Consider the following 20,415-nt stretch of genomic DNA (forward strand, 5'->3'; position numbering starts at 1 on the left):
ATCAGTGCAGACGGATCGTCGTATTGACGGCGCCCGCCGTCGCGTCGTCGTCGAACCAGCGCGCGGTGACGGTCTTCGTCTGCGTGTAGAACTGCACGACCTGCTTGCCGTACGGGCCGAGATCGCCGAGCTTCGAGCCGCGCGAGCCCGTGAAGCTGAAGAACGGCACCGGCACCGGAATCGGAATGTTGATGCCGACCTGGCCGATGTCGATCTCGCTCTGGAACTTGCGCGCCGCCGCGCCGCTCTGCGTGAACAGGCCGACGCCGTTGCCGAACGGATTCGCGTTGACGAGCGCGATCGCTTCGTCGAGCGTATCGACCGACATCACGCACAGCACCGGCCCGAAGATCTCGTGCGTGTAGATCGTCATCTCCGGCTTCACGTCCGCGAAGACCGTCGGGCCGATGAAGTTGCCGTGCGGATAGCCGTCGACGTTCGTGTCGCGGCCGTCGAGCGCGAGCGTCGCGCCTTCCTTCTCGCCCGTCTCGATGAGGCCGAGGATCCGCTGCTTCGCCGCGCGCGACACGACCGGGCCGACGTCGGTGCCCGCCTCGGCGCCCGCGTTGACCTTCAGCGTCTTCGCCTTCGCGACGATGTCGGGCAGCCAGTCGCGCGCCGCGCCGACGAGCACCGCGACCGACGTCGCCATGCAGCGCTGGCCCGCCGCGCCGAACGCCGCGCCGACGAGCGCGTTCACCGTCTGCTCGCGGTTCGCGTCGGGCAGGATCACCGCGTGGTTCTTCGCGCCCATCATCGCCTGCACGCGCTTGCCGTGCTCGCTGCCGAGCCGGTACACGTGGGTGCCGACGGCCGTCGAGCCGACGAACGAGATCGCCTTCACGAGCGGATGCGTGCACAGCACGTCGACGACTTCCTTGCCGCCGTGGACCACGTTCAAGACGCCCTTCGGCACGCCCGCCTCGATCGCGAGCTCGACGAGCTGCATCGTCGACAGCGGATCCTGCTCGGACGGCTTCAGCACGAACGTGTTGCCGCAGACGATCGCCATCGGGAACATCCACAGCGGGATCATCGCCGGGAAGTTGAACGGCGTGATGCCGACGCACACGCCGAGCGGCTGGCGCAGCGAGTAGGTATCGACGCCGCCCGCGACGTTCTCCGCGAATTCGCCCAATTGCAGCGAGCCGACCGAGCACGCGTGCTCGACGACCTCGAGGCCGCGGAACACGTCGCCCTCGGCGTCGGGCAGCGTCTTGCCCTGCTCGGCCGTCAGCGTCTTCGCGATCTGTGGCAGGTTCGCGCGCACGAGCTCCTGGAACTTGAGCATGATCCGCATCCGCGCGGACAGCGGCGTGCTCTTCCATTTCGCGAACGCGGCCTGCGCGGACTCGACCGCCGCGTCCACCTCGGCCGGCGTCGCGAACGGCACGCGCGCGAGCAGCTCCTGCGTCGCCGGATTGACGATGTCGCGCCACTCGGTCGCGTGGGATTCGACAAATTCGCCGCCGATCAACAGCTTCACGGTCGGCACGTGATGTCCCTTCTGGGACGACGGGGTTGCGTTCATCGTGCGATTCTCCAGGCTATGGCCGGCGACGCGCCGCGCGCGTCATCGGCCGGTTTATGCGGCGGCGCGGCCGGGCGTCACTTGCCATCGGCCGCGAAATCCTCTTCCCAATACTCGCCGGGCATCCGGCTCGACGTGTCGTCGCCGCGCTCCAGTTCGCGGCGGCGCAATTCGACGCGGCGAATCTTTCCGGAGATCGTCTTCGGCAGCTCGGCGAACTGCAACCTCCGAATCCGCTTGTACGGCGCGAGCTTTTCGCGCGAGAAGCGGAAGATCTCGCGCGCGAGCGCCTCGCCCGGCTCGTAGCCCGTGCGCAGCGTGACGAACGTCTTCGGCACCGACAGCCGCACCGGGTCCGGGCTCGGCACGACGGCCGCCTCGGCGATCGCCTCGTGCTCGATCAGCACGCTTTCGAGCTCGAACGGGCTCAGCCGGTAGTCGGACGACTTGAACACGTCGTCCGCGCGGCCGACGTAGACGAAATAGCCGTCATCGCGACGCAATGCGATGTCGGAAGTCCGGTAATGGCCGTCGCGCATCGCATGCGCGGTGGCCTCCGGATTGTTCGCATAGCCCTTCATCAGGCCGACCGGGCGCTCGACGCCTGGGCCCACCGGCAGCGCGACCTCGCCCTCGCCCGCGCTCGCGCCGTCCGGATCGAGCAGCTCGATCGCGTAGCCCGGCATCGGCCGGCCCATCGAGCCCGGCACGACCGGCTGGCCCGGCGAGTTGCCGATCAGACACGTGGTTTCGGTTTGTCCGTAGCCGTCGCGGATCGTCACGCCCCACGCCTTCTTCACGCGCTCGATGATCTCGGGATTGAGCGGCTCGCCCGCGCCGACGATCTCGCGCAGCTTCACCGCGAACGTCGCGAGCGGCTGCTGGACGAGCATCCGCCAGACGGTCGGCGGCGCGCACATCGTCGTGACTCGATACTTGACGAGCGCGTCGAGCACGACCTTCGGCTCGAAGCGCGCGTAGTTGAACGCGAACACGCACGCCTGCGCGTTCCACGGCGCGTAGAAGCAGCTCCACGCGTGCTTCGCCCAGCCGGGCGAGCTGATGTTCCAGTGGACGTCGCCCGGTTGCAGGCCGACCCAGTACATCGTCGACAGGCTGCCGACCGGATAGGTGCGGTGCGTGTGCTCGACGAGCTTCGGCTTCGACGTCGTGCCCGACGTGAAATACAGCAGCATCGGATCGCTCGCGTGCGTGACGCCGTCCGGCGTGAATTCCGCGCTCGCCGCGTAGCCGTCGGCGAGCGCGAGCCAGCCCGCGCGCGGCGCGCCCGCGACGATCTTCGTCACGTCGAGCCCCGGCTGCTCGAACTTCTCGGCCTCGTTCTCGTCGACGATCGCATAGCGCGCGCCGCCGATCCGCACGCGGTCGCGCACGTCGTCGGCGGACAGTTGCGTCGTCGCGGGCAGCACGACCGCGCCCAGCTTCATCGCGGCGAGCATCGCGTCCCACAGCTCGACGCGATTCGGCAGCATCAGCAGAATTCGCTCGCCGCGCGCGACGCCGATGCCGCGCAGCCAGTTCGCGATCCGCGCGGAGCGCTCCGACATCTGCGCGAACGTGTACTGCGCGCCGTCGCCCGTCGCGGCGTCGACGATCCACAGCGCCGGCTTGTCGTTGCCGCGCGCGATCGCGTCGAAGTAGTCGAGCGCCCAGTTGAATTCGTCGAGCGCCGGCCACTTGAAATCGCGATACGCGGTGTCGTAGTCGGTGCGGTGGCGCAGCAGGAAATCGCGTGCGTCGAGAAACGCCTGTGCCGTCATCGTGTCGTCTCCTGTCGATCCGGGTTAGCGCTTTAGCGCTTACTCGGATCCCATGCAAAGCTGTCCATGTTGCGCGAATGCCTGTTCACGGTAATTCGCGCGGCAGCATTCACAACTGCCGCGCGATCACCATTCTTTGCACTTCGCTGGTCCCCTCGTAAATCTGCGTGATCCGCGCATCGCGGTAATGCCGCTCGACCTCGTAGTCGACGAGGAAGCCGTAGCCGCCGTGGATCTGGATCGCGTCCGAGCACACCGCCTCGGCCATCTCGGATGCGAAGAGCTTCGCCTGCGACGCCTCCGACAGACACGGCAGGCCCGCCGTGCGCAGCCGCGCCGCGTGATGCGTCAAAAGGCGCGCGGCGTTGATCTGCGTCGCCATGTCCGCGAGCTTCTCGGCGATCGCCTGATGCTCGGCGATCGGCTTGCCGAACTGGACGCGCTCGCGCGCGTAGCGGCGCGCGCGGTCGAACGCGGCGCGCGCGATGCCGATCGCCTGCGCGGCGATGCCGATGCGCCCGCCTTCGAGATTCGACAGCGCGATCTTCAGCCCTTCGCCGCGCTTGCCGAGCAGATTCTCCTGCGGAATCACGCAGTTCTCGAGCGTGATCGGGCACGTGTCCGACGCGCGGATGCCCATCTTTTTCTCGGGCTTGCCGACGATGAAGCCCGGCGTGTCGGCCGGCACGAGGAACGCGGACAGCCCGCGCTTGCCCTCGTCCGGATCGGTCATGGCAAAAACGATCGCGAGGCCGGCGCGCGCGCCGTTCGTGACGAACTGCTTGCTGCCGTTCAGGATCCAGCGGCCGTCGCGCAGCTCCGCGCGGGTGCGCAGGTTGTGCGCCTCGGAGCCCGCCTGCGGCTCGGTGAGGCTGAACGCGCCGATCGTCTTGCCGGTCGCGAGATCGCGCAGCCAGCGCTCCTTCTGCGCGGGCGTACCGTAGTTCAGCACCGGCCCGCAGCCGACCGAGTTGTGCACGCTCACGAGCGTCGCGCACGACGCGCAGCCCGCCGCGATCTCCTCGAGCGCGAGCGCGTACGCGACGTAATCGGTGTACGATCCGCCCCAGTCTGGCGGCACGATCATGCCGAGGAAGCCGAGCTCGCCCATCTGCGCGACGACCTCGTCGGGAAGATGCGATTCGCGGTCCCACTGCGCGGCGTTCGGCGCGAGCACTTCGGCGGAGAAGGCGCGCGCGGCGTCGAGGATCATCCGTTGATCTTCGGTGTAGAGATCGTCCATGGCTGCGTGTCTCCTGGGCGGCCGGCCGCGTCATGGCGCGGCGCGCCTCGTTCGTTTTGTCTCGATGAGTCAAGTGTAGGCAACGCGCGGGTTCTGTTCGATGCTCGCTCCGCTCAATTACACTGATCGTTTTTGCCACACCGCGCCGCGGCATGCTCCTGCGATGAAGTACGACGAGAAGAAAGGCACCGTTTCGATCGAGCTCGTGGAGTCGAGCCTCGCGCTGTCGCGGCGGCGCGGCGTCGACGACGCGCCGCTCCTCGCACAGGCGGGCATTCCCGCGGCGCTGCTCGCGTCGCCGAGCGCGCGCGTGTCCGCGCGGCAGTACGGCGCGCTGTGGAACGCGATCGCACGCGCGCTCGACGACGAGTTCTTCGGCCAGGACACGCACCCGATGCGCTGCGGCAGCTTCATCGCGATGAGCCAGGCGGCGCTCACCGCGCGCAACGGGCTGCGCGCGCTCGCGCGCGCGGTCAACTTCATGCACTGCGTGCTCGACGATCTGCACGGCGAGATCGACGCGAACGCCGAGCGCGTGCGGCTGCGCCTCGTGCGCCGCGACGGCGCGAGCCCGCCGGAGATGTTCGCTTACGCGACTTATTTCGTCATCGTCTACGGCCTCACCTGCTGGCTGATCGGGCGGCGCATTCCGCTGTTGCACGCGAGCTTTCGCTGCGGCGAGCCGCGCGCGGTCCACGAATATCAACTGATGTTTTGCGACGACATGCGCTTCGATCAGCCCGAGTCGTATGTCGATTTCGATCCGGAGTTCGCCGCGCTGCCCGTCGTGCAGACGGCGAAGACGCTGAAGCCGTTCCTGCGCGACGCGCCCGCGAGCTTCATCGTCAAGTACCGCAACCCGCACGCGCTCGCCCAGCGCGTGCGCGCGGCGCTGCGCGGGCTGCCGCCCGCCGCGTGGCCGACCGCGCAGGCGCTCGCCGCGCGGCTGCACGTCGCCGAAGCGACGCTGCGGCGCAAGCTCAAGCAGGAAGGCCATTCCTATCAGTCGATCAAGGACGCGCTGCGCCGCGATCTCGCGTGCGAGGCGCTCGCCGATCCGGCCCGCACCGTCGCCGACGTCGCCGCGGCGGCGGGCTTCGCCGAGCCGAGCGCGTTCTACCGCGCGTTTCGCAAGTGGCGCGGGATGAGCCCCGCCGACTACCGCGACGAAGCGCTCGCCGCGCGCGCCGCCGCTTCGCGCTTTCGCCGGAAACCGCCTACTCTTTAAGCACCGGGCGCACGCCCTTTTCACGGCCCGGCTGCGGCGCCGCACCATGCGGCCGCGCGCCGCCGGCCGACACCGCGATGCACACGCCCCGTCCTTCGCCGCGGCCGCCGCCGCGGCACGGCAAGCTTCCCGCGCGGCTCGCGCGCGCGGCCGTGCTGGTCGGCCTGCTGCTGGCCTGCGCGGCGGTCGCAGCCGCGCGCGCGCCCGTCGTCGTGATTCCGGTCACGGGCGCGATCGGCCCCGCGAGCGCCGACTTCGTCGTGCGCGGCCTCGACCGCGCCGCGCGCGAGCACGCGCAGCTCGCGATCCTCCAGCTCGACACGCCGGGCGGCCTCGACACGTCGATGCGGCAGATCATCAAGGCGATCGTCGGCTCGGGCGTGCCCGTCGCCGCGTTCGTCGCGCCGGGCGGCGCGCGGGCGGCGAGCGCCGGCACTTACATCGTCTACGCGAGCCACATCGCGGCGATGGCGCCCGGCACGAACCTCGGCGCGGCGTCGCCCGTGCAGTTCGGCGTCGGCGGTCCGGCGCCGCCCGCTGCGCGGCGCGAGCCCGGCGCCGCATCCGGCGCGACGGCGACCGATACCGAATCGACCGAAACCCGCAAAGCGCTGCACGACGCGGCCGCGTACATCCGCAGCCTCGCGCAGTTGCGCGGCCGCAACGTCGAATGGGCGGAGCGCGCGGTGCGCGAAGCCGTGAGCCTGCCCGCGAACGACGCGCTCGCGCAGCACGTCATCGACCTGATCGCGAACGACCCGGCCGATCTCGCCGCACGGCTCGACGGCCGCAAGATCGCGACCGCGACGGGCGCGCACCGGCTCGACACCGCGCAGGCGCCGATCGAGACGATCGAGCCCGACTGGCGCAGCCGGCTGCTCGCGACGATCGCCGATCCGAGCGTCGCGCTCGTGCTCGTCACGCTCGGCATGTACGGGCTCTTCTTCGAATTCGCGAATCCCGGCTTCGTGCTGCCGGGCGTCGCGGGCGCGATCAGCCTGCTCGTCGGCCTGTTCGCGCTGCAACTGCTGCCGATCAACTACGCGGGCCTCGCGCTCGTGATGCTCGGCATCTCGTTCCTGGTCGCCGAGGCGTTCCTGCCGACTTTCGGCGCGCTCGGCGTCGGCGGCATCGTCGCGTTCGCGATCGGCGCGCTGATGCTGATCGACACCGACGTGCCCGGCTACGGCGTGCCGTGGCCGGTGATCATGTCGCTGTCGGCGGCGGGCGCGATCCTCGTGTTCGGCGTGTCGGGCTTCGCGCTGCGCGCGCGGCGACGGCCCGTCGTCACCGGCGCGGAAGCGATCGTCGGCAGCATCGGCGAAGTGCTCGACGACGGCCTCGTGCCCGATCAACCGCCCGAAATCGGCCCGAGCGCGAATCCTGCCACGCCGCTCGCGCCGTCGGCGGCCGGCTGGGCGCGCGTGCACGGCGAGCGCTGGCGCGTCGCGAGCGCGACGCCGATCGCGGCCGGCCGCCGCGTGCGCGTGACGGGCCGAAGCGGCCTCACGCTGACCGTCGCCCCGCTGTACGACAACATCGCCCCACCACAAGGAGAACAATCATGATGGGCTTCACATTCGGCTTCAGCAGTCTGTTGTTCGTGCTCGCGCTGTTCGTGATCGCGTCGGCGATCCGCATCTTCCGCGAATACGAGCGCGGCGTCGTGTTCCTGCTCGGGCGCTTCTGGAAGGTCAAGGGGCCGGGCCTCGTGCTGATCATCCCGGTCGTCCAGCAGGTCGTGCGGATCGATCTGCGCACCATCGTGTTCGACGTGCCCGCGCAGGACGTGATCACGCGCGACAACGTGTCGGTGAAGGTCAGCGCGGTCGTGTATTTCCGCGTCGTCGATCCGGAAAAGGCGGTGATCCAGGTCCAGCGCTACTTCGACGCGACGAGCCAGCTCGCGCAGACGACGCTGCGCTCGGTGCTCGGCAAGCACGAGCTCGACGCGCTCCTCGCCGAGCGCGAGCAATTGAACGCCGACATCCAGAAGACGCTCGACGCGCAGACCGACGCGTGGGGGATCAAGGTGTCGGTGGTCGAGATCAAGCACGTCGACCTGAACGAGACGATGATCCGCGCGATCGCGCGCCAGGCGGAGGCCGAGCGCGAGCGGCGCGCGAAGGTGATCCACGCGGAAGGCGAGCTGCAGGCGTCCGAAAAACTGCTGCAGGCCGCGCAGCGGCTCGCGCTGCAGCCGCAGGCGATGCAGCTTCGCTATTTGCAGACGCTGACGACGATCGCCGCCGACAAGAATTCGACGATCGTCTTCCCGCTGCCGATCGACCTCGTGAGCGCGGTGCTCGAGCGCTTCGGCCGCGCGCCGCAGTGATCGAACCCCGATTGCCGCGCACGCATTCCGCCTCGCCCCGTTCGGTCCCTCCCCATTTCCGCCCGCGCGGGCCGTGCCGCTTCCCGCCGACGAATTAGGAAAAGTACTCATCACAAACACGCACGCGTGCGAGGTTCGTTGATATAAGATGCTTACATTGTTCAATGTCACATTCACTGACGAAGCGCATTGACGGCTGACGCATCCGCGGCCGGCATCGCCGTTCAGAACGACGAAGAAAGGGAGACGACGCCATGGCCGAGCATCCGCTGCCGGAAATCCACATCGAGGAGCTGGATCAGTTCCGCTCCGTCCAACAGCTCGCGTACCGCTGCGTCGAGACGGTCGGCGACATGCTGTACCCTGGCATCACCGAGAAGCAGGCCGCGCGGCTGATGATCGAATGGGCGCAGGACCACGGCGTGCACGACTGGCTGCACAAGCCGTTCGCGTGGTTCGGCGACCGCACCGCGTTCGAAGGATTCTCGGGCCTCAAGCACCTGGGCGGCTTCAATCTCGCGTTCTTCCCGAGCAACCGCGCGCTCGAGCCCGACATGCCGGTGATTCTCGACGTCGCGCCCGTCGTCGACGGGATCGTGGCCGACGTCGGCTACGCGACCTGCGTCGGTCACAACCCGATCCTCGAGCAGTTGCAGGACGACCTGATCGCGCACCGCGACATGATCGTGGAGCTCGTGAAGGCGCGCCGCACGCTCGCCGAAGTCGCACAGGAAGTGGACGCGCTATGCCGCCGCCAGGGCGTCGAGCCGCGCCACAAGGCGTATCCGTTCAAGGTGCTCGCGCATCGCGTCGCGAAGCTGCACAAGCTGTCGAAGCCGCGCTTCGTCGCGCGCTTCGGCCTCAACTCGACGCGCAACCTGCTGCTCGAGCAGACGCGCGCGGGCAAGGAGCAGGGCTGGTCGCCGCTGTGGTCGATCGACGCGCGCTCCGATCACGCGCCGACGCCCGGCCTCTGGGCGGTCGAGCCGCATCTCGGCTTCGCCGGCGTCGGCGCGAAGTTCGAGGAGCTGCTCGTCATCACCGACGACGACGCGTACTGGCTCGACGACGACCTGCCGCACGTGCGCCGCTGGCACGCGCGCCAGGCGAGCCAGCCGCTCGCGCACGAACAGGCCGCGTGACGGCTCTCGCCGCGCGCATTCCCTCTCCGCCAACACAACAAGACATCACGATGCAGCCCCTCTCCGACGAAGCGCCGCTCGCGCTGTTCGAATCGGTCCACACCGAAACCGCCGTCCCGGCCGGCGACGTCACGCTCGCCGCGAAAACCTGGGGCGACGCGTCGCGCCCCGCCGTCGTGCTCGTGCACGGCTATCCGGACAACAGCAGCGTCTGGCACCGCGTCGCGCCGCTGCTCGCGAAGTCGTACTACGTGATCGCGTACGACGTGCGCGGCGCGGGCCTGTCGACGAAGCCCACGCGCACGGCCGACTACCGGCTCGAACGGCTCGTCGACGATTTCGCCGCGGTGATCGACGCGCTCGCGCCGAGCCGCGCAGTCCACGTGATCGGCCACGACTGGGGCTCGATCCAGGGCTGGGAGTTCGTCACCGAGCCGCGGCTCGCGGGACGCATCCTGTCGTACACGTCGTGCTCCGGGCCGAATCTCGACCACGTCGGCTACTGGCTGCGCCAGCAGCTCGCGCGCCCGTCGCCCGCTTCGGTGAAGCACCTCGGCGGCCAGCTCGTGCGCTCCTGGTACGTGTACCTGTTCCATCTGCCGTTCATCCCCGAGCTGAGCTGGCGCGTGTGGCTCGGCCGCGCGTGGCCCGCGCTGATGCGCCGGCTCGAGCACACCGACATCGGCCCGCGCCCGACGCAGACCGACGACGGCGTGCACGGCGTGCGCCTGTATCGCGCGAACTTCATCCGCCGCGTGTTCGCGCCGCGCGAGCGCTATGCGCACGCGCCCGTGCAGGTCGTCGTGCCGCTGCGCGACAAGTTCGTGAGCCCGGCGCTGTCGGCCGACATCGCGCGCTGGGTGCCGACCTGCTACCGCCGCGAAGTCGCCGAGCGGCACTGGCTGCCGATGTCGGACCCCGAACGCTTCGCCGCGCTCGCGAAGGAGCTGATCGAAGCGGTCGAGACGGGCACGGAGCCGCCCGCGCTCGCGCATGCGCGCCGCAAGAGCGGCGCCGGCCCGTTCCTCGGCAAGCGCGTCGTGATCACCGGCGCGGGCAGCGGGATCGGCCGCTGCGCGGCCGTCGAATTCGCGAAGCAAGGCGCGTCGATCGTCGCCGTCGACATCGACGAGCAGGCAGCCGAGCGCACCGCGGTCCTCGTGCGCCTGCTCGGCGCGCAAGCGCACGTGCGGCGCGTCGACGTCGGCTCGGCCGACGACATGGAAGCGCTCGCGAACTGGGTCGGCAACGAGCTGGGCGGCGCGGACGTCGTCGTCAACAACGCGGGCATCGGCATGGCGGGCGGCATCCTCGACACGTCGGCCGCGCACTGGGAGCGCATCCTGCGCGTGAACCTGTGGGGCGTGATCCACGGCTCGCGCCTGTTCGCGAAGCAGATGGCCGCGCGCGGCGCGGGCGGCCACATCGTCAACACCGCGTCGGCGGCCGCGTTCGGCCCGTCGCGCGATCTGCCCGCATACGCGACGACGAAGGCCGCGGTGCTGATGCTGAGCGAATGCATGCGCGCCGAGCTCGCGGACCACGGCATCGGCGTGACGGCCGTCTGCCCCGGCTTCGCCGAGACCGGAATCATGGCGTCGACCCAATACGCGGGCGCGAAGAGCGCGCAGGACGAAGCGCGGCTGCGCAAGCGCGCGACGAAGCTCTATCAGATGCGCGGCCTGAAACCGGAAACCGTCGCGAAGGCGATGGTCGATGCCGTGCTGCAAGACAAACCGGTCGTCGCGATAGGCGCGGAAGCGCATGCGATGCGTTTCGTGGGGCGCTTCACGCCGTGGCTCGGCCGGATGATCGCCCGCGTCAGCATGGCGTCGCACTGAGCGGCGCAACAGCCCCGACTGTTGGAGGAGACATCGATGAACGCCCCGGAAAATCACTATCTGATCAAGGCGCGCCACGTCAAATTCGATTTCGCCAAGACACCGATCCAGTGGATCGAAGGCGATCCGGAAAGCACGCACATCATCAACACGCTGAACCTGCTGTTCCCGGAAGGCGAGCTTTGGTTCTGCCGCGTGTACAACAAGGCGCTGCCGCTCATCAGCGATCCCACGCTGCACGCCGACGCCGAAGGCTTCCTGCGTCAGGAAGCGGTGCATTCGCGCTCGCACGGCGGCGTGCTCAAGCATTACTACGAGCGGCACGGGATCGACACGAAGCCGTTCACGCGGCGGCTCAACTGGCTCTTCACGAAACCGCTGGGCGAACGCCCGCTCGGCCTGAAGATCGGCCACACGCGCTTCTGGCTGCGCCAGCAGCTCGCGGTGATCGCGTCGCTCGAGCACTTCTTCGGCTATCTCGGCAACTGGGTGCTGCACGCGCGCGGGCTCGACGACGGCCGCGCCGATCCGACGGTCGTCGACCTGCTGCGCTGGCACGGCGCGGAGGAAGTCGAGCACCGGACCGTCGCGTTCGACATCTATCGGCATCTCGGCGGCAACTATGTGGAGCGCGCGCTCCACATGACGATCATGATCCTGATCCTGCTCTACTTCATCACGACGGGCGCGAAGTACATGTACGAGCGCGATCCGAGCACCGGCCGCTATCCGGGCTTCGTGCTGTCGTGGTGGCGCGGCTCGCGGCGCAACCATCTGCCGTCGTTCTGGAAGACGATCGGCGCGGCGCTCCGCTACTATCGGCCGAGCTACACGCCGCACGACGAAGGCTCGACCGAAGTCGCGCTCGAATATCTCGCGCGCTCGCCGGCCGCGCAGGCCGCCGCGCACGGCGGCAACTGGGGTTCGGAAAAGGCCGCGTCCTGATGTGACCGCGGACGAAGGTTCCGCGGCAGCGTGCGCGGGACCGTCCGCTTCGCTTGCCGCGCGCCGCCGCTTCGTTCGGTTCGCCGGACTCGCTCGCTTCGCTTCATATCGGCGGCTTCCCCGGGCCGTGCGCCGCGCGGCTCGAACGAGCGGCCGGCTCGCTGTCTCCCGCCCTTCCATTTTTCTGCCTTCGCGCGCATCGCGCCGCCGACTCGGCATCCACTCGCCCCGCGCAATCATGACGTGCATAAGAAGCGGTTTCCGCATCGAGCCGCGTGCCGCCGTTCCCGAAAACGGAATGCACGACGCGCTTGTTTTCATCGCCGTCCGACTGCGAACCCCGTGCACGGACGCGTGACTTTATTTCACGGAAGCCGGCTCGATATTGTCATCCAATCTTAATAAACCTTAACAACAAGGCCGGAATTTAAATTATTAAATTGCTTCATTCAAAAGGAGGAAATCGTGCCGATAAGAGAACTAATAAGCCAGCCGATTACCAACGAACAACGCCGTCGAACGTTCAAGGAAAAGCTGGCGTCAGGCCACGCACTGCGCTTCATCGAAAGCCACAGTCCGATTTCCGCAATGATCAGTGAAAAAGTTTATGTGGCGGACGGGGTCTCGCAATCCGAGTTCGACGGCTTCTGGTCCAGCTCGCTGACCGATTCGACGCTGCGCGGCCGGCCCGACATCGAGATCCTCGACATCGCGAGCCGGCTGTCGAACGTCCAGCACATTTTCGACGTCACGACCAAGCCGCTCATCATCGATGGCGACACGGGCGGCAAGCCCGAGCATTTCGCGTTGAACGTCCAATCGCTGGAACGATCCGGCGTATCGGCCGTGATTATCGAAGATAAAACAGGGTTGAAGAAAAATTCGCTGCTCGGCAACGATGTGATTCAGCACCAGGAATCGATCGACGAATTCTGCGAGAAAATCCGCGTCGGCAAGGCGGCGCAGATCACCGACGATTTTCAGATCATCGCCCGCGTCGAAAGCCTGATTCTCGACAAGGGAATGCAGGATGCGCTCGAACGTGCGGCCGCCTACTGCGAAGCCGGCGCCGACGGCATCATGATCCACAGCCGCAAGAAAGACGCGGACGAAGTCATCGAATTCGCGCAGCGGTTTCGCGAACTCGGCTGCCACGCGTATCTCGTCTGCGTGCCGACGAGCTTCAACGCGATTTCGTTCAGCGAGCTCGCGCGTCATTTCAGCGTCGTCATCTACGCGAATCACCTGCTGCGCGCCGCCTATCCGGCGATGCTCGCGGTCGCCGAAGGCATCCTGGCGCATGGCCGGACGCTCGAAATCGAGGAGCGCTGCCTGCCCGTCAACGAGATCCTGAAGCTCATCCCAGGAACCGCATGACCATGAAATCGGAAGACCTGATCGGCATACTGACCGATGCCGGCGTCGAGCTCGCAGTCGGCGTTCCGGATTCCTTATTGAAAACGTTCTGCAGCCGCCTGAACGATCCGGATTGTCCGCTCCGTCACGTCGTCGCAAGCAGCGAGGGCGGCGCGATCGGCATCGCAATCGGCCATCACCTCGCGACGGGCAACCTGCCGGCCGTCTACATGCAGAACTCCGGCATCGGCAACGCGATCAATCCGCTCGTCTCGCTCGCCGATCGCGCGGTCTACGGAATTCCGCTCGTGCTGATCGTCGGCTGGCGCGCGGAAATCGCCGCGGACGGCTCGCAGGCGCACGACGAGCCGCAGCACGTCACGCAGGGCCGCATCACGCTGCCGCTGCTCGACGCGCTGTCGATCCGTCACCGGGTGCTGGATCGCGCGCACGACGATCCCGGCGCGATCGCGCGGCTGATCGACGACGCGCGGCGCACGTCGCAGCCCGTCGCGCTCGTCGTTCGCAAGGATACGTTCGACGATGCGCCCGCCGGCCGGCCCGGCATCGCCGACGCGCTCGCCGGCCGGATGACGCGCGAGCGTGCGATCGAGCTGATCGTCGACCATGCGGACGCCGGCGCGGCGATCGTGTCGACGACGGGCGTCGCGTCGCGTGAGCTCTACGCGCTGCGCGACCGGCTCGGCCAGTCGCACGCGCGCGATTTCCTGACGGTCGGCGGCATGGGCCACGCGTCGCAGATCGCGGCCGGCATCGCGCTCGCCCGCCCCGAGCAAAAGGTGATCTGCATCGACGGCGACGGCGCGCTGCTGATGCACATGGGCGGCCTCGCCTATTGCGCGACCGCGCCGAATCTCACGCACGTCGTCATCAACAATGGCGTCCACGATTCGGTCGGCGGGCAGCGGACGCTGGCCGCGCAATTGCGGCTGTCGCACATCGCGGCGTCGTGCGGCTACGCATTCAGCCGGACCGTCGCGACGCCGCTCGAACTCGAGAGCGCGCTTCATCACGCGGGCCGCCTGGACGGCAGCGCGTTCATCGAAGTGACGTGCCGCCCCGGTTTTCGAAGCGATCTCGGCAGGCCGCGCACGTCGCCCGCCGAGAACAAGCGCCATTTCATGGCCTTCCTATCCCGCAACGGAGCGCGACATGACGGAAACGAGCACTCGCAGGAAAGTGGCGTACAAGACGCTGTCCAGTGCGCTCGGCAGTGAGGTCTATGGCTTCGACACGCCGTTCCCGTACGAGTCCGACGCGGTGCAGACGCTGATCGATGCGTGGCACGCGGGCGGCATCTGCCGGCTTCGCCAGCAGCGGCTCGACATGGCGGAGTTCGTCGAGTTCAGCCGGATCTTCGGCAAACCCGAGCGCGCGCTGAACCAGGAGCGCAAGCTGACGTCGCGCGACGACCTGCCCGAACTGATGATCGTGTCGAACATCAAGGAAAACGGCGTGTCGATCGGGCATCTCGGCGCGAAGGAGGCGTACTGGCATACCGACATGTGCTACACGGACGTGCCGCCCATCGCGAGCATCCTGTATGCAATCGAAGTGCCGACGCGCGGCGGCGACACCGAGTTCATGAACATGTACCGTGTCCATGACGCGCTGCCGGCGTCGCTGCGAAAACGGATCGCCGGCTTGTCGATCAAGCACGACCGCAGCTACACCGCCGTCGGCGAACTGCGCTACGGCTTCGAATCCGTCGTCGACGTGACCACCTGCCCCGGCTCGGTCCATCCGATCGTGCGCGTTCATCCGGTTACGCGGCGGCCGTATCTGTACCTCGGCCGCCGGCTGAACGCCTACGTGGTCGGCTTGCCCGTCGACGAATCGGAAGCGCTCCTGGACGAACTGTGGCGCTACACGCGGCTCGACGGCGTCACGTGGACGCAGCACTGGGAGGTCGGCGACATCATGATCTGGGACAACCGCTGCACGATGCATCGGCGCGACGCGTTCGACGAGCGCGCGCGGCGTCTGATGTGGCGCACGCAGATTCAGGCCGATCCTGCGCGGCCGCTGTAGCGCCGGCGCTTTCGACACGAACGAAGACGAGGCCAAATTGACCATTCATCACACCGCCGCTTTCCGCCGCGTCGCACGCGCGCTCGACGCCCGCGGCGCGGCGTCGTCCGGCTCGACGCTCATCGTCAGCAATCCCTACGATGGCGAAGCGATCGCCGAGCTGCCGCTCGAGAACGGCGGCGACGCGCGACGCAAGCTGCAGACCGCCGCACGCTTCACGAGCACGCTCAGCCGACACGATCGCATCGCCGTATTCGAAAAGGCGATCGCGCTGCTCGCGGCGGAAAAGCGCGACGCGTCGATTCTCATCACGCTCGAATCGGGCCTGTGCCGTAAGGACACGATGTACGAGATCGAACGTGTGATCAACGTGCTGCGCGCGGCGATCGCCGAATTGAACAGGGACGACAGTCAGACATTCTCGTGCGACAACGCGACGACCGCCGACAAACGCAAGATCTTCACGGTACGCGAGCCGCTGCGCGGCGTCGTCGCCGCGATCACGCCGTTCAACCATCCGATGAACCAGATCGCGCACAAGATCTGCCCCGCGATCGCTTCGAACAACCGGGTCGTGCTGAAGCCGTCGGAGAAGACGCCGCTGTCGGCGCTGTACCTGCTCGATCTGTTCCGCGAGGCCGGGCTGCCGGAACCGATGTTCGACGTCGTGATCGGTGCGCCGGACGTCGTCGGAGCCGAGCTCGTTCGCAACGACCAGGTCGAGCTCGTCGCATTCACGGGCAGCGTCGCGGTCGGCAAGCGGATCGCCGAGATGGCCGGCTACCGGCGCACGATCCTCGAGCTGGGCGGCAACGATCCGCTGATCGTGATGGAAGACGCCGATCTCGATCGAGCCGCGCAGTTGGCCGTCAAGGGGTCCTACAAGAATTCCGGACAGCGCTGCACGGCGGTCAAACGCATCCTCGTCGAGCGAACCGTCGCGGGCAGGTTCACGGAGCTGCTCGTCGAGCACAGCCGACGCTGGAAAATCGGCGATCCGATGGACGAGCACGTCGACATCGGCACGCTGATCGACGATGCGGCCGCGATCGAATGCGCGCGACGCGTCGACGAAGCGATCGACGCCGGCGCGCGCGTGCTGCTCGGCCACCGTCGCGACGGCGCCGCCTATGCGCCGACCGTGCTCGACCGCGTCGATCCCGCACTGCGGCTCGCTCAGCAGGAAACGTTCGGCCCGGTGTCGCCCGTGATCGCCTTCTCCGGCCTCGACGAAGCGGTCGCGATCGCGAACAGCACGCGCTACGGGCTGTCGTCCGGCGTGTGTACGAACCGGCTCGACTACATCACGCACCTGATCGCCAATCTCGACGTCGGCACCGTCAACGTATGGGAGGTGCCGGGCTTCCGGCTGGAAAGCACGCCGTTCGGCGGCGTCAAGGATTCGGGACTCGGCAGCAAGGAGGGAATGCAGGAAGCGATCAAGAACTTCACGAACCTGAAGACCTACTCGCTGCCGTGGGACACGTTCGCGCAGCCGCATGCGGCATGAGCGAACAGGCATGCGGGCCGCGGCGCACGTCACGCAGCGGCCGTCGCGACGAGCCAGTCCTCGAATCTGCGATGCAGCGCGGTCTTCTGAATGCCGATCGGCGTGACCGCGTAGTAATTGTGAGGCGCAACCCGAATGTCGCCGAACGGCGCGACGATCTTGCCGCTCGCGAGATCGCGGCTCAGCGTGACGACGGGCCCGATGCCGACGCCGAGATCGTCGATGATGCCCTGGAACGTCACGTGGAAATGATCGAATCGCTGCCGCTTCGTGAATTGGCTCGCGCTCAGTTTCGCTTCGGCGAACCATGCATCCCAATGACGCGGGCGCGTTTCGGTTTCGAGGATCGTATGACGCGCGAGATCCTCGGGACGATCAAGCGGCGCGCGGCGCAGCAGCGACGGCGACGCGACGACCGTGTGGTCGTCGCTCAGGAAGCGGATCGCCGAATCGGGATTGAAGACCTGATCGTCGCGCCGGATCGCGACGTCGCAGTTCCCGCCGCTCGGCTGCTGCTGCGTGGTGACGGTCAGCACCTGGATGGTCGCGTCCGGATGCTCGTCGCGAAACGCGGCGAGACGGGGAATCAGCCAGCGCATGCCGAACGTCGTCGGCACGCTCACGCGCAGCACCTGCCGCGCGCTCCCCTTGCCGTAGCGCTGGACGACGTCCGTCAGCGCATCGAGCGCGCCGCCGAGCTCCTGCGCGAACGCTCTCGCATGCACGGACGGGACCATTCGCTGACCGTCCTTCTCGAACAGGCTCATGCCGAGCCACGACTCGAGCGCCTGGATTTGCCGGCTGACCGCGCTGTGCGTGACGCAGAGCTCGTCGGCGGCCGCGGTGAAGCTTCCCGCTCGGCACGCGACCAGAAACGTTCGGATTGCCGCCAATGGAGGGAGTGCGGACATGGCTCGTACTTTATGTCACGAATGCGTGAAATTTTAGCACTGTGCCCGACTCGCCGATTGGCTAGCATGCTGGATTGTCCCCTATTCGGAGGCAAACCCATCGAAGAGGATTCTCAATGACAGCGTATGCGATCGTGCTGCTGATCGGCGTCGTCGCGGGCGTCGTCAGCGGCGTCATCGGCACCGGGGCATCGATCATGCTCCTGCCGCCGCTCGTGTTTTATTTCGGCCCGAGGCAGGCCGTGCCGATCATGGCGATCGCCGCCGTGCTGGGCAACGTCTCGCGAGCGTACGTGTGGCGCAGCGACATCGCATGGAAAGCGTGCTTCGCCTATTCGATCACCGCGGCGCCGGCCGCCGCGCTCGGCGCGCATACGCTCTGGGTGCTCAAACCGCAGTGGGTCGATTGTGCGCTCGGCGTGTTCTTCCTGTCGATGATCCCTTACCGATACATAGCAAGCCGAAACGAATTCACGCTGTCGGCGTGGCAACTGTCGGCGGCGGGCGCGGTGGTCGGCTATCTGACCGGCATCGTGTTCTCGACCGGCCCGTTGACCCTGCCGATCTTCACCGCATACGGCCTGCTCAAGGGCGGGCTGCTCGCGACCGAAGCCGCGGCGTCGCTCGTCGTCTATGCGAGCAAGCTCGCCGCATTCGGGCAACTCGGCGGATTGCCGCTCGACGTGGTGATCAAAGGCGTACTCGTCGGCGCGTCGCTGTCGGCCGGCATCTCGCTCGGCAAGGCCGTCACGCTGCGCTTGTCGACGACCGCATTCCACCGGCTGCTCGATCTCGTGATGCTGTCGGCCGGCACGACGCTGCTGTGGGGCGCGACGCGGTGATTCGACAGGCGGGTTGCGAACCGTTCGGCGCGAAGCGGCGTTGTCGACGGGCGGTTTGCTTCTCGTACCAGCAACGACGAAGCGTTGCCGTTCCGGCAACGGTCGCCCTGCGTTGTCGTCGCATTGATCCGCCCGGCTCGCCATGCGCCCGGGTCTTCGATCTTCGATCCTGCGAAAGAAGCACACACGATCGCCTCGTGCCGACGCAGCCCGCCGCCGCTCTTCAGTCGACTCGATCTTCGCCGATACGACTCCAACGGCCAGCCCGAATGCGCCGCAGGCCGCCGTGCTACTGCGCAACGGATTCATTGCGGCATCCTGACGACCGCGCGTCGCACCGGCTCCGATCGCCGGGCGGGAAACCGGTCGCGCATGCATCGCTGCGCCGGCGGACGCCGCATCCGCGGTAACCGCGTTTGCCGCAAGATTTTCGTTGACAAGCCAACGAAGGATGACCACACTCATCGGCATGGATACGCGCAAGCACATCGCCGCAGTAGTTGCCCACCCGCCAGTGAATGCCCGTTGTGGCACATCACCGGGGGCGCTCGTGCGTTAGCTATCCGCAACATCGGATGTCAAGAGGCCCCCGCCGGAAACGGTTGGGGCCTTTTTCATTGCACTGCGCTCCTTCCGCCGGCTCTATTCAGGAGAAGACGATGGACCAGGCAAGCCGGTTGTTGTTTCGTCCCGATCCGACGCGGTACGACGGATACGACGCGATCCAGTTGCCGCGCATGACGCTTCACTTCGCGCTCGAGCCGCGCGCGATGATGACGTGGCTTGCGCGCAGCCATACCGAGATCCGCGTGCTGAGTTCGCGCGTGTGGCTCACGCGCTCGCGCAGCGTCGACGACTATTGGATGCAGCCGGGCGACGTGCTGCACGTGCCGCGCGGCGAGCGTATCTGGCTCAGCGCCGACGGGCCGTCGACGGCCGAGATCTCGCTCACGACTGCGTACGTGCGTCGGCGCGGCTCAGTCGGCGGCTTACTCGACGGGCTGCTCGACGTCGCCGCCGATCTGACCAGCCCGCGTCCGCGATGAAGCGTCGCGCGAGCGGATGGACGGGCGTGTCGCGCCGGCCCGACGCGGCAATTGCCTTCGCGGGCGCTCGGCCGTCAGTTGCTCCGCTCGTCGCGCGCGGCGGCCGGCGCTGCGCGCAATCGGCAACGACGTGCGTTGTCTGTCGCTCGGCGTGCATTTCACGAAGTCGTCTCGAATTCAATCATCAGGATGACTATGCACGTCGATGAAGCGGGAGCCGACATGTGCATGCGAGCACGGTTTCGCATCCGAGCGAGCGATGCCGCAAAGGCGCGTTACGACGTCGGCGATCGCTCGCGCTCGCCGATCTCTTCTCATACGCGATGCGGCGTCATCGAATGCACGGTATCGACGTGTCGAAGACGCAACCGACCGAGCAATCCGACGCCGGCGTTCGAAGCGCGATACGTCGCGCACGTCGATGATCTGCCGGCGCGGGAAACGATCGCGATTGCAGTTCCTACGGCCGCCTCTCGAGTGACGGCCGGATTGCGCACGTCATGACGCCGAGCGACATCGCGACTACGCGCGATCGTCACCAAGACGCGCGCGACGCTGCCGGGAAAATGATGAACGTCGCGTGCGTCGGTTCCGCGTTTTCTCGGAACGGACCCACGCAACGCATGTGTTGAACGGCTAGCCGCCCGGATCG

Annotated in this window: 16 protein-coding genes; 12 read left to right on the plus strand and 4 right to left on the minus strand. The window is 67.5% G+C overall.

The genetic code is table 11. The features are described 5' to 3' along the window. Window position 1 precedes the first annotated feature (1 nt). The 3 genes from BG90_RS29430 to BG90_RS29440 form a co-directional block, all read right to left on the minus strand. The gene (locus BG90_RS29430) at window positions 2–1,531 is read right to left on the minus strand and encodes a CoA-acylating methylmalonate-semialdehyde dehydrogenase (protein WP_010108354.1); all 1,530 of its coding nucleotides are present in this window, start codon (window positions 1,529–1,531) and stop codon (window positions 2–4) included. A 77-nt stretch (window positions 1,532–1,608) separates the two neighbouring features. Then, complete coding sequence (locus BG90_RS29435; RefSeq protein WP_010118152.1) at window positions 1,609–3,312, minus strand: AMP-binding protein; 1,704 nt, start codon at window positions 3,310–3,312, stop codon at window positions 1,609–1,611. 109 nt (window positions 3,313–3,421) lie between these two features. After that, a complete protein-coding gene (locus tag BG90_RS29440) occupies window positions 3,422–4,555 on the minus strand; it encodes an acyl-CoA dehydrogenase family protein (protein WP_010118150.1) in 1,134 nt (377 codons plus the stop codon). A gap of 100 nt (window positions 4,556–4,655) precedes the next feature. Between BG90_RS29440 and BG90_RS29445 the strand changes: the two genes are divergently transcribed. The 10 genes from BG90_RS29445 (at window position 4,656) to phnY (ending at window position 16,964) form a co-directional block, all read left to right on the plus strand. Further along, complete coding sequence (locus BG90_RS29445) at window positions 4,656–5,783, plus strand: AraC family transcriptional regulator (protein ID WP_082094649.1); 1,128 nt, start codon at window positions 4,656–4,658, stop codon at window positions 5,781–5,783. Between the two features lie 77 nt (window positions 5,784–5,860). After that, a complete protein-coding gene (locus BG90_RS29450; protein WP_045568506.1) occupies window positions 5,861–7,351 on the plus strand; it encodes an NfeD family protein in 1,491 nt (496 codons plus the stop codon). Further along, window positions 7,348–8,118, plus strand: coding sequence for a slipin family protein (locus tag BG90_RS29455; RefSeq protein WP_025990164.1), 771 nt, complete (start codon window positions 7,348–7,350; stop codon window positions 8,116–8,118). The genes BG90_RS29450 and BG90_RS29455 overlap by 4 nt, the downstream gene beginning before the upstream one ends. 254 nt (window positions 8,119–8,372) lie before the next feature. Then, window positions 8,373–9,260 (plus strand): M24 family metallopeptidase, encoded by an 888-nt coding sequence (locus BG90_RS29460; RefSeq protein WP_010108345.1) that lies wholly within the window; start codon window positions 8,373–8,375, stop codon window positions 9,258–9,260. Between the two features lie 50 nt (window positions 9,261–9,310). After that, complete coding sequence (locus tag BG90_RS29465) at window positions 9,311–11,101, plus strand: SDR family oxidoreductase (protein ID WP_010118145.1); 1,791 nt, start codon at window positions 9,311–9,313, stop codon at window positions 11,099–11,101. Window positions 11,102–11,137: 36 nt separating this feature from the next. Further along, the gene (locus tag BG90_RS29470) at window positions 11,138–12,046 is read left to right on the plus strand and encodes a metal-dependent hydrolase (RefSeq protein ID WP_010108343.1); all 909 of its coding nucleotides are present in this window, start codon (window positions 11,138–11,140) and stop codon (window positions 12,044–12,046) included. A gap of 465 nt (window positions 12,047–12,511) precedes the next feature. Then, window positions 12,512–13,423, plus strand: coding sequence for a phosphoenolpyruvate mutase (aepX, locus tag BG90_RS29475; protein ID WP_025990163.1), 912 nt, complete (start codon window positions 12,512–12,514; stop codon window positions 13,421–13,423). A gap of 2 nt (window positions 13,424–13,425) precedes the next feature. Beyond that, complete coding sequence (gene aepY / locus BG90_RS29480; protein ID WP_010118143.1) at window positions 13,426–14,640, plus strand: phosphonopyruvate decarboxylase; 1,215 nt, start codon at window positions 13,426–13,428, stop codon at window positions 14,638–14,640. After that, window positions 14,576–15,454 (plus strand): TauD/TfdA dioxygenase family protein, encoded by an 879-nt coding sequence (locus BG90_RS29485; RefSeq protein WP_081464231.1) that lies wholly within the window; start codon window positions 14,576–14,578, stop codon window positions 15,452–15,454. Before aepY ends, BG90_RS29485 begins: the two co-directional genes overlap by 65 nt. A 37-nt stretch (window positions 15,455–15,491) precedes the next feature. After that, complete coding sequence (gene phnY / locus BG90_RS29490) at window positions 15,492–16,964, plus strand: phosphonoacetaldehyde dehydrogenase (RefSeq protein WP_010118141.1); 1,473 nt, start codon at window positions 15,492–15,494, stop codon at window positions 16,962–16,964. 29 nt (window positions 16,965–16,993) lie between these two features. Here phnY and BG90_RS29495 read toward each other — a convergent pair whose 3' ends face one another. Continuing rightward, window positions 16,994–17,875, minus strand: coding sequence for a LysR substrate-binding domain-containing protein (locus BG90_RS29495; protein ID WP_025990162.1), 882 nt, complete (start codon window positions 17,873–17,875; stop codon window positions 16,994–16,996). A gap of 116 nt (window positions 17,876–17,991) precedes the next feature. Here BG90_RS29495 and BG90_RS29500 point away from each other — a divergent pair, with 116 nt between their 5' ends. Next, the gene (locus BG90_RS29500; RefSeq protein ID WP_010118140.1) at window positions 17,992–18,717 is read left to right on the plus strand and encodes a sulfite exporter TauE/SafE family protein; all 726 of its coding nucleotides are present in this window, start codon (window positions 17,992–17,994) and stop codon (window positions 18,715–18,717) included. 659 nt (window positions 18,718–19,376) lie between these two features. After that, window positions 19,377–19,763 (plus strand): DUF2917 domain-containing protein, encoded by a 387-nt coding sequence (locus BG90_RS29505; RefSeq protein WP_010118139.1) that lies wholly within the window; start codon window positions 19,377–19,379, stop codon window positions 19,761–19,763. The last annotated feature ends 652 nt before the right edge of the window (window positions 19,764–20,415 follow it).

This window comes from Burkholderia oklahomensis C6786 (assembly GCF_000959365.1).
Lineage (GTDB): Bacteria > Pseudomonadota > Gammaproteobacteria > Burkholderiales > Burkholderiaceae > Burkholderia > Burkholderia oklahomensis.

What these genes read in the sequence shown, in the direction of transcription:
- BG90_RS29430 (WP_010108354.1), bottom strand. Translation starts at nt 1,531, where the DNA reads ATGAACGCAACCCCGTCGTCCCAGAAGGGACATCACGTGCCGACCGTG.
- BG90_RS29435 (WP_010118152.1), bottom strand. Translation starts at nt 3,312, where the DNA reads ATGACGGCACAGGCGTTTCTCGACGCACGCGATTTCCTGCTGCGCCAC.
- BG90_RS29440 (WP_010118150.1), bottom strand. Translation starts at nt 4,555, where the DNA reads ATGGACGATCTCTACACCGAAGATCAACGGATGATCCTCGACGCCGCG.
- BG90_RS29445 (WP_082094649.1), top strand. Translation starts at nt 4,656, where the DNA reads ATGCTCGCTCCGCTCAATTACACTGATCGTTTTTGCCACACCGCGCCG.
- BG90_RS29450 (WP_045568506.1), top strand. Translation starts at nt 5,861, where the DNA reads ATGCACACGCCCCGTCCTTCGCCGCGGCCGCCGCCGCGGCACGGCAAG.
- BG90_RS29455 (WP_025990164.1), top strand. Translation starts at nt 7,348, where the DNA reads ATGATGGGCTTCACATTCGGCTTCAGCAGTCTGTTGTTCGTGCTCGCG.
- BG90_RS29460 (WP_010108345.1), top strand. Translation starts at nt 8,373, where the DNA reads ATGGCCGAGCATCCGCTGCCGGAAATCCACATCGAGGAGCTGGATCAG.
- BG90_RS29465 (WP_010118145.1), top strand. Translation starts at nt 9,311, where the DNA reads ATGCAGCCCCTCTCCGACGAAGCGCCGCTCGCGCTGTTCGAATCGGTC.
- BG90_RS29470 (WP_010108343.1), top strand. Translation starts at nt 11,138, where the DNA reads ATGAACGCCCCGGAAAATCACTATCTGATCAAGGCGCGCCACGTCAAA.
- aepY (WP_010118143.1), top strand. Translation starts at nt 13,426, where the DNA reads ATGAAATCGGAAGACCTGATCGGCATACTGACCGATGCCGGCGTCGAG.
- BG90_RS29485 (WP_081464231.1), top strand. Translation starts at nt 14,576, where the DNA reads ATGACGGAAACGAGCACTCGCAGGAAAGTGGCGTACAAGACGCTGTCC.
- BG90_RS29495 (WP_025990162.1), bottom strand. Translation starts at nt 17,875, where the DNA reads ATGTCCGCACTCCCTCCATTGGCGGCAATCCGAACGTTTCTGGTCGCG.
- BG90_RS29500 (WP_010118140.1), top strand. Translation starts at nt 17,992, where the DNA reads ATGACAGCGTATGCGATCGTGCTGCTGATCGGCGTCGTCGCGGGCGTC.
- BG90_RS29505 (WP_010118139.1), top strand. Translation starts at nt 19,377, where the DNA reads ATGGACCAGGCAAGCCGGTTGTTGTTTCGTCCCGATCCGACGCGGTAC.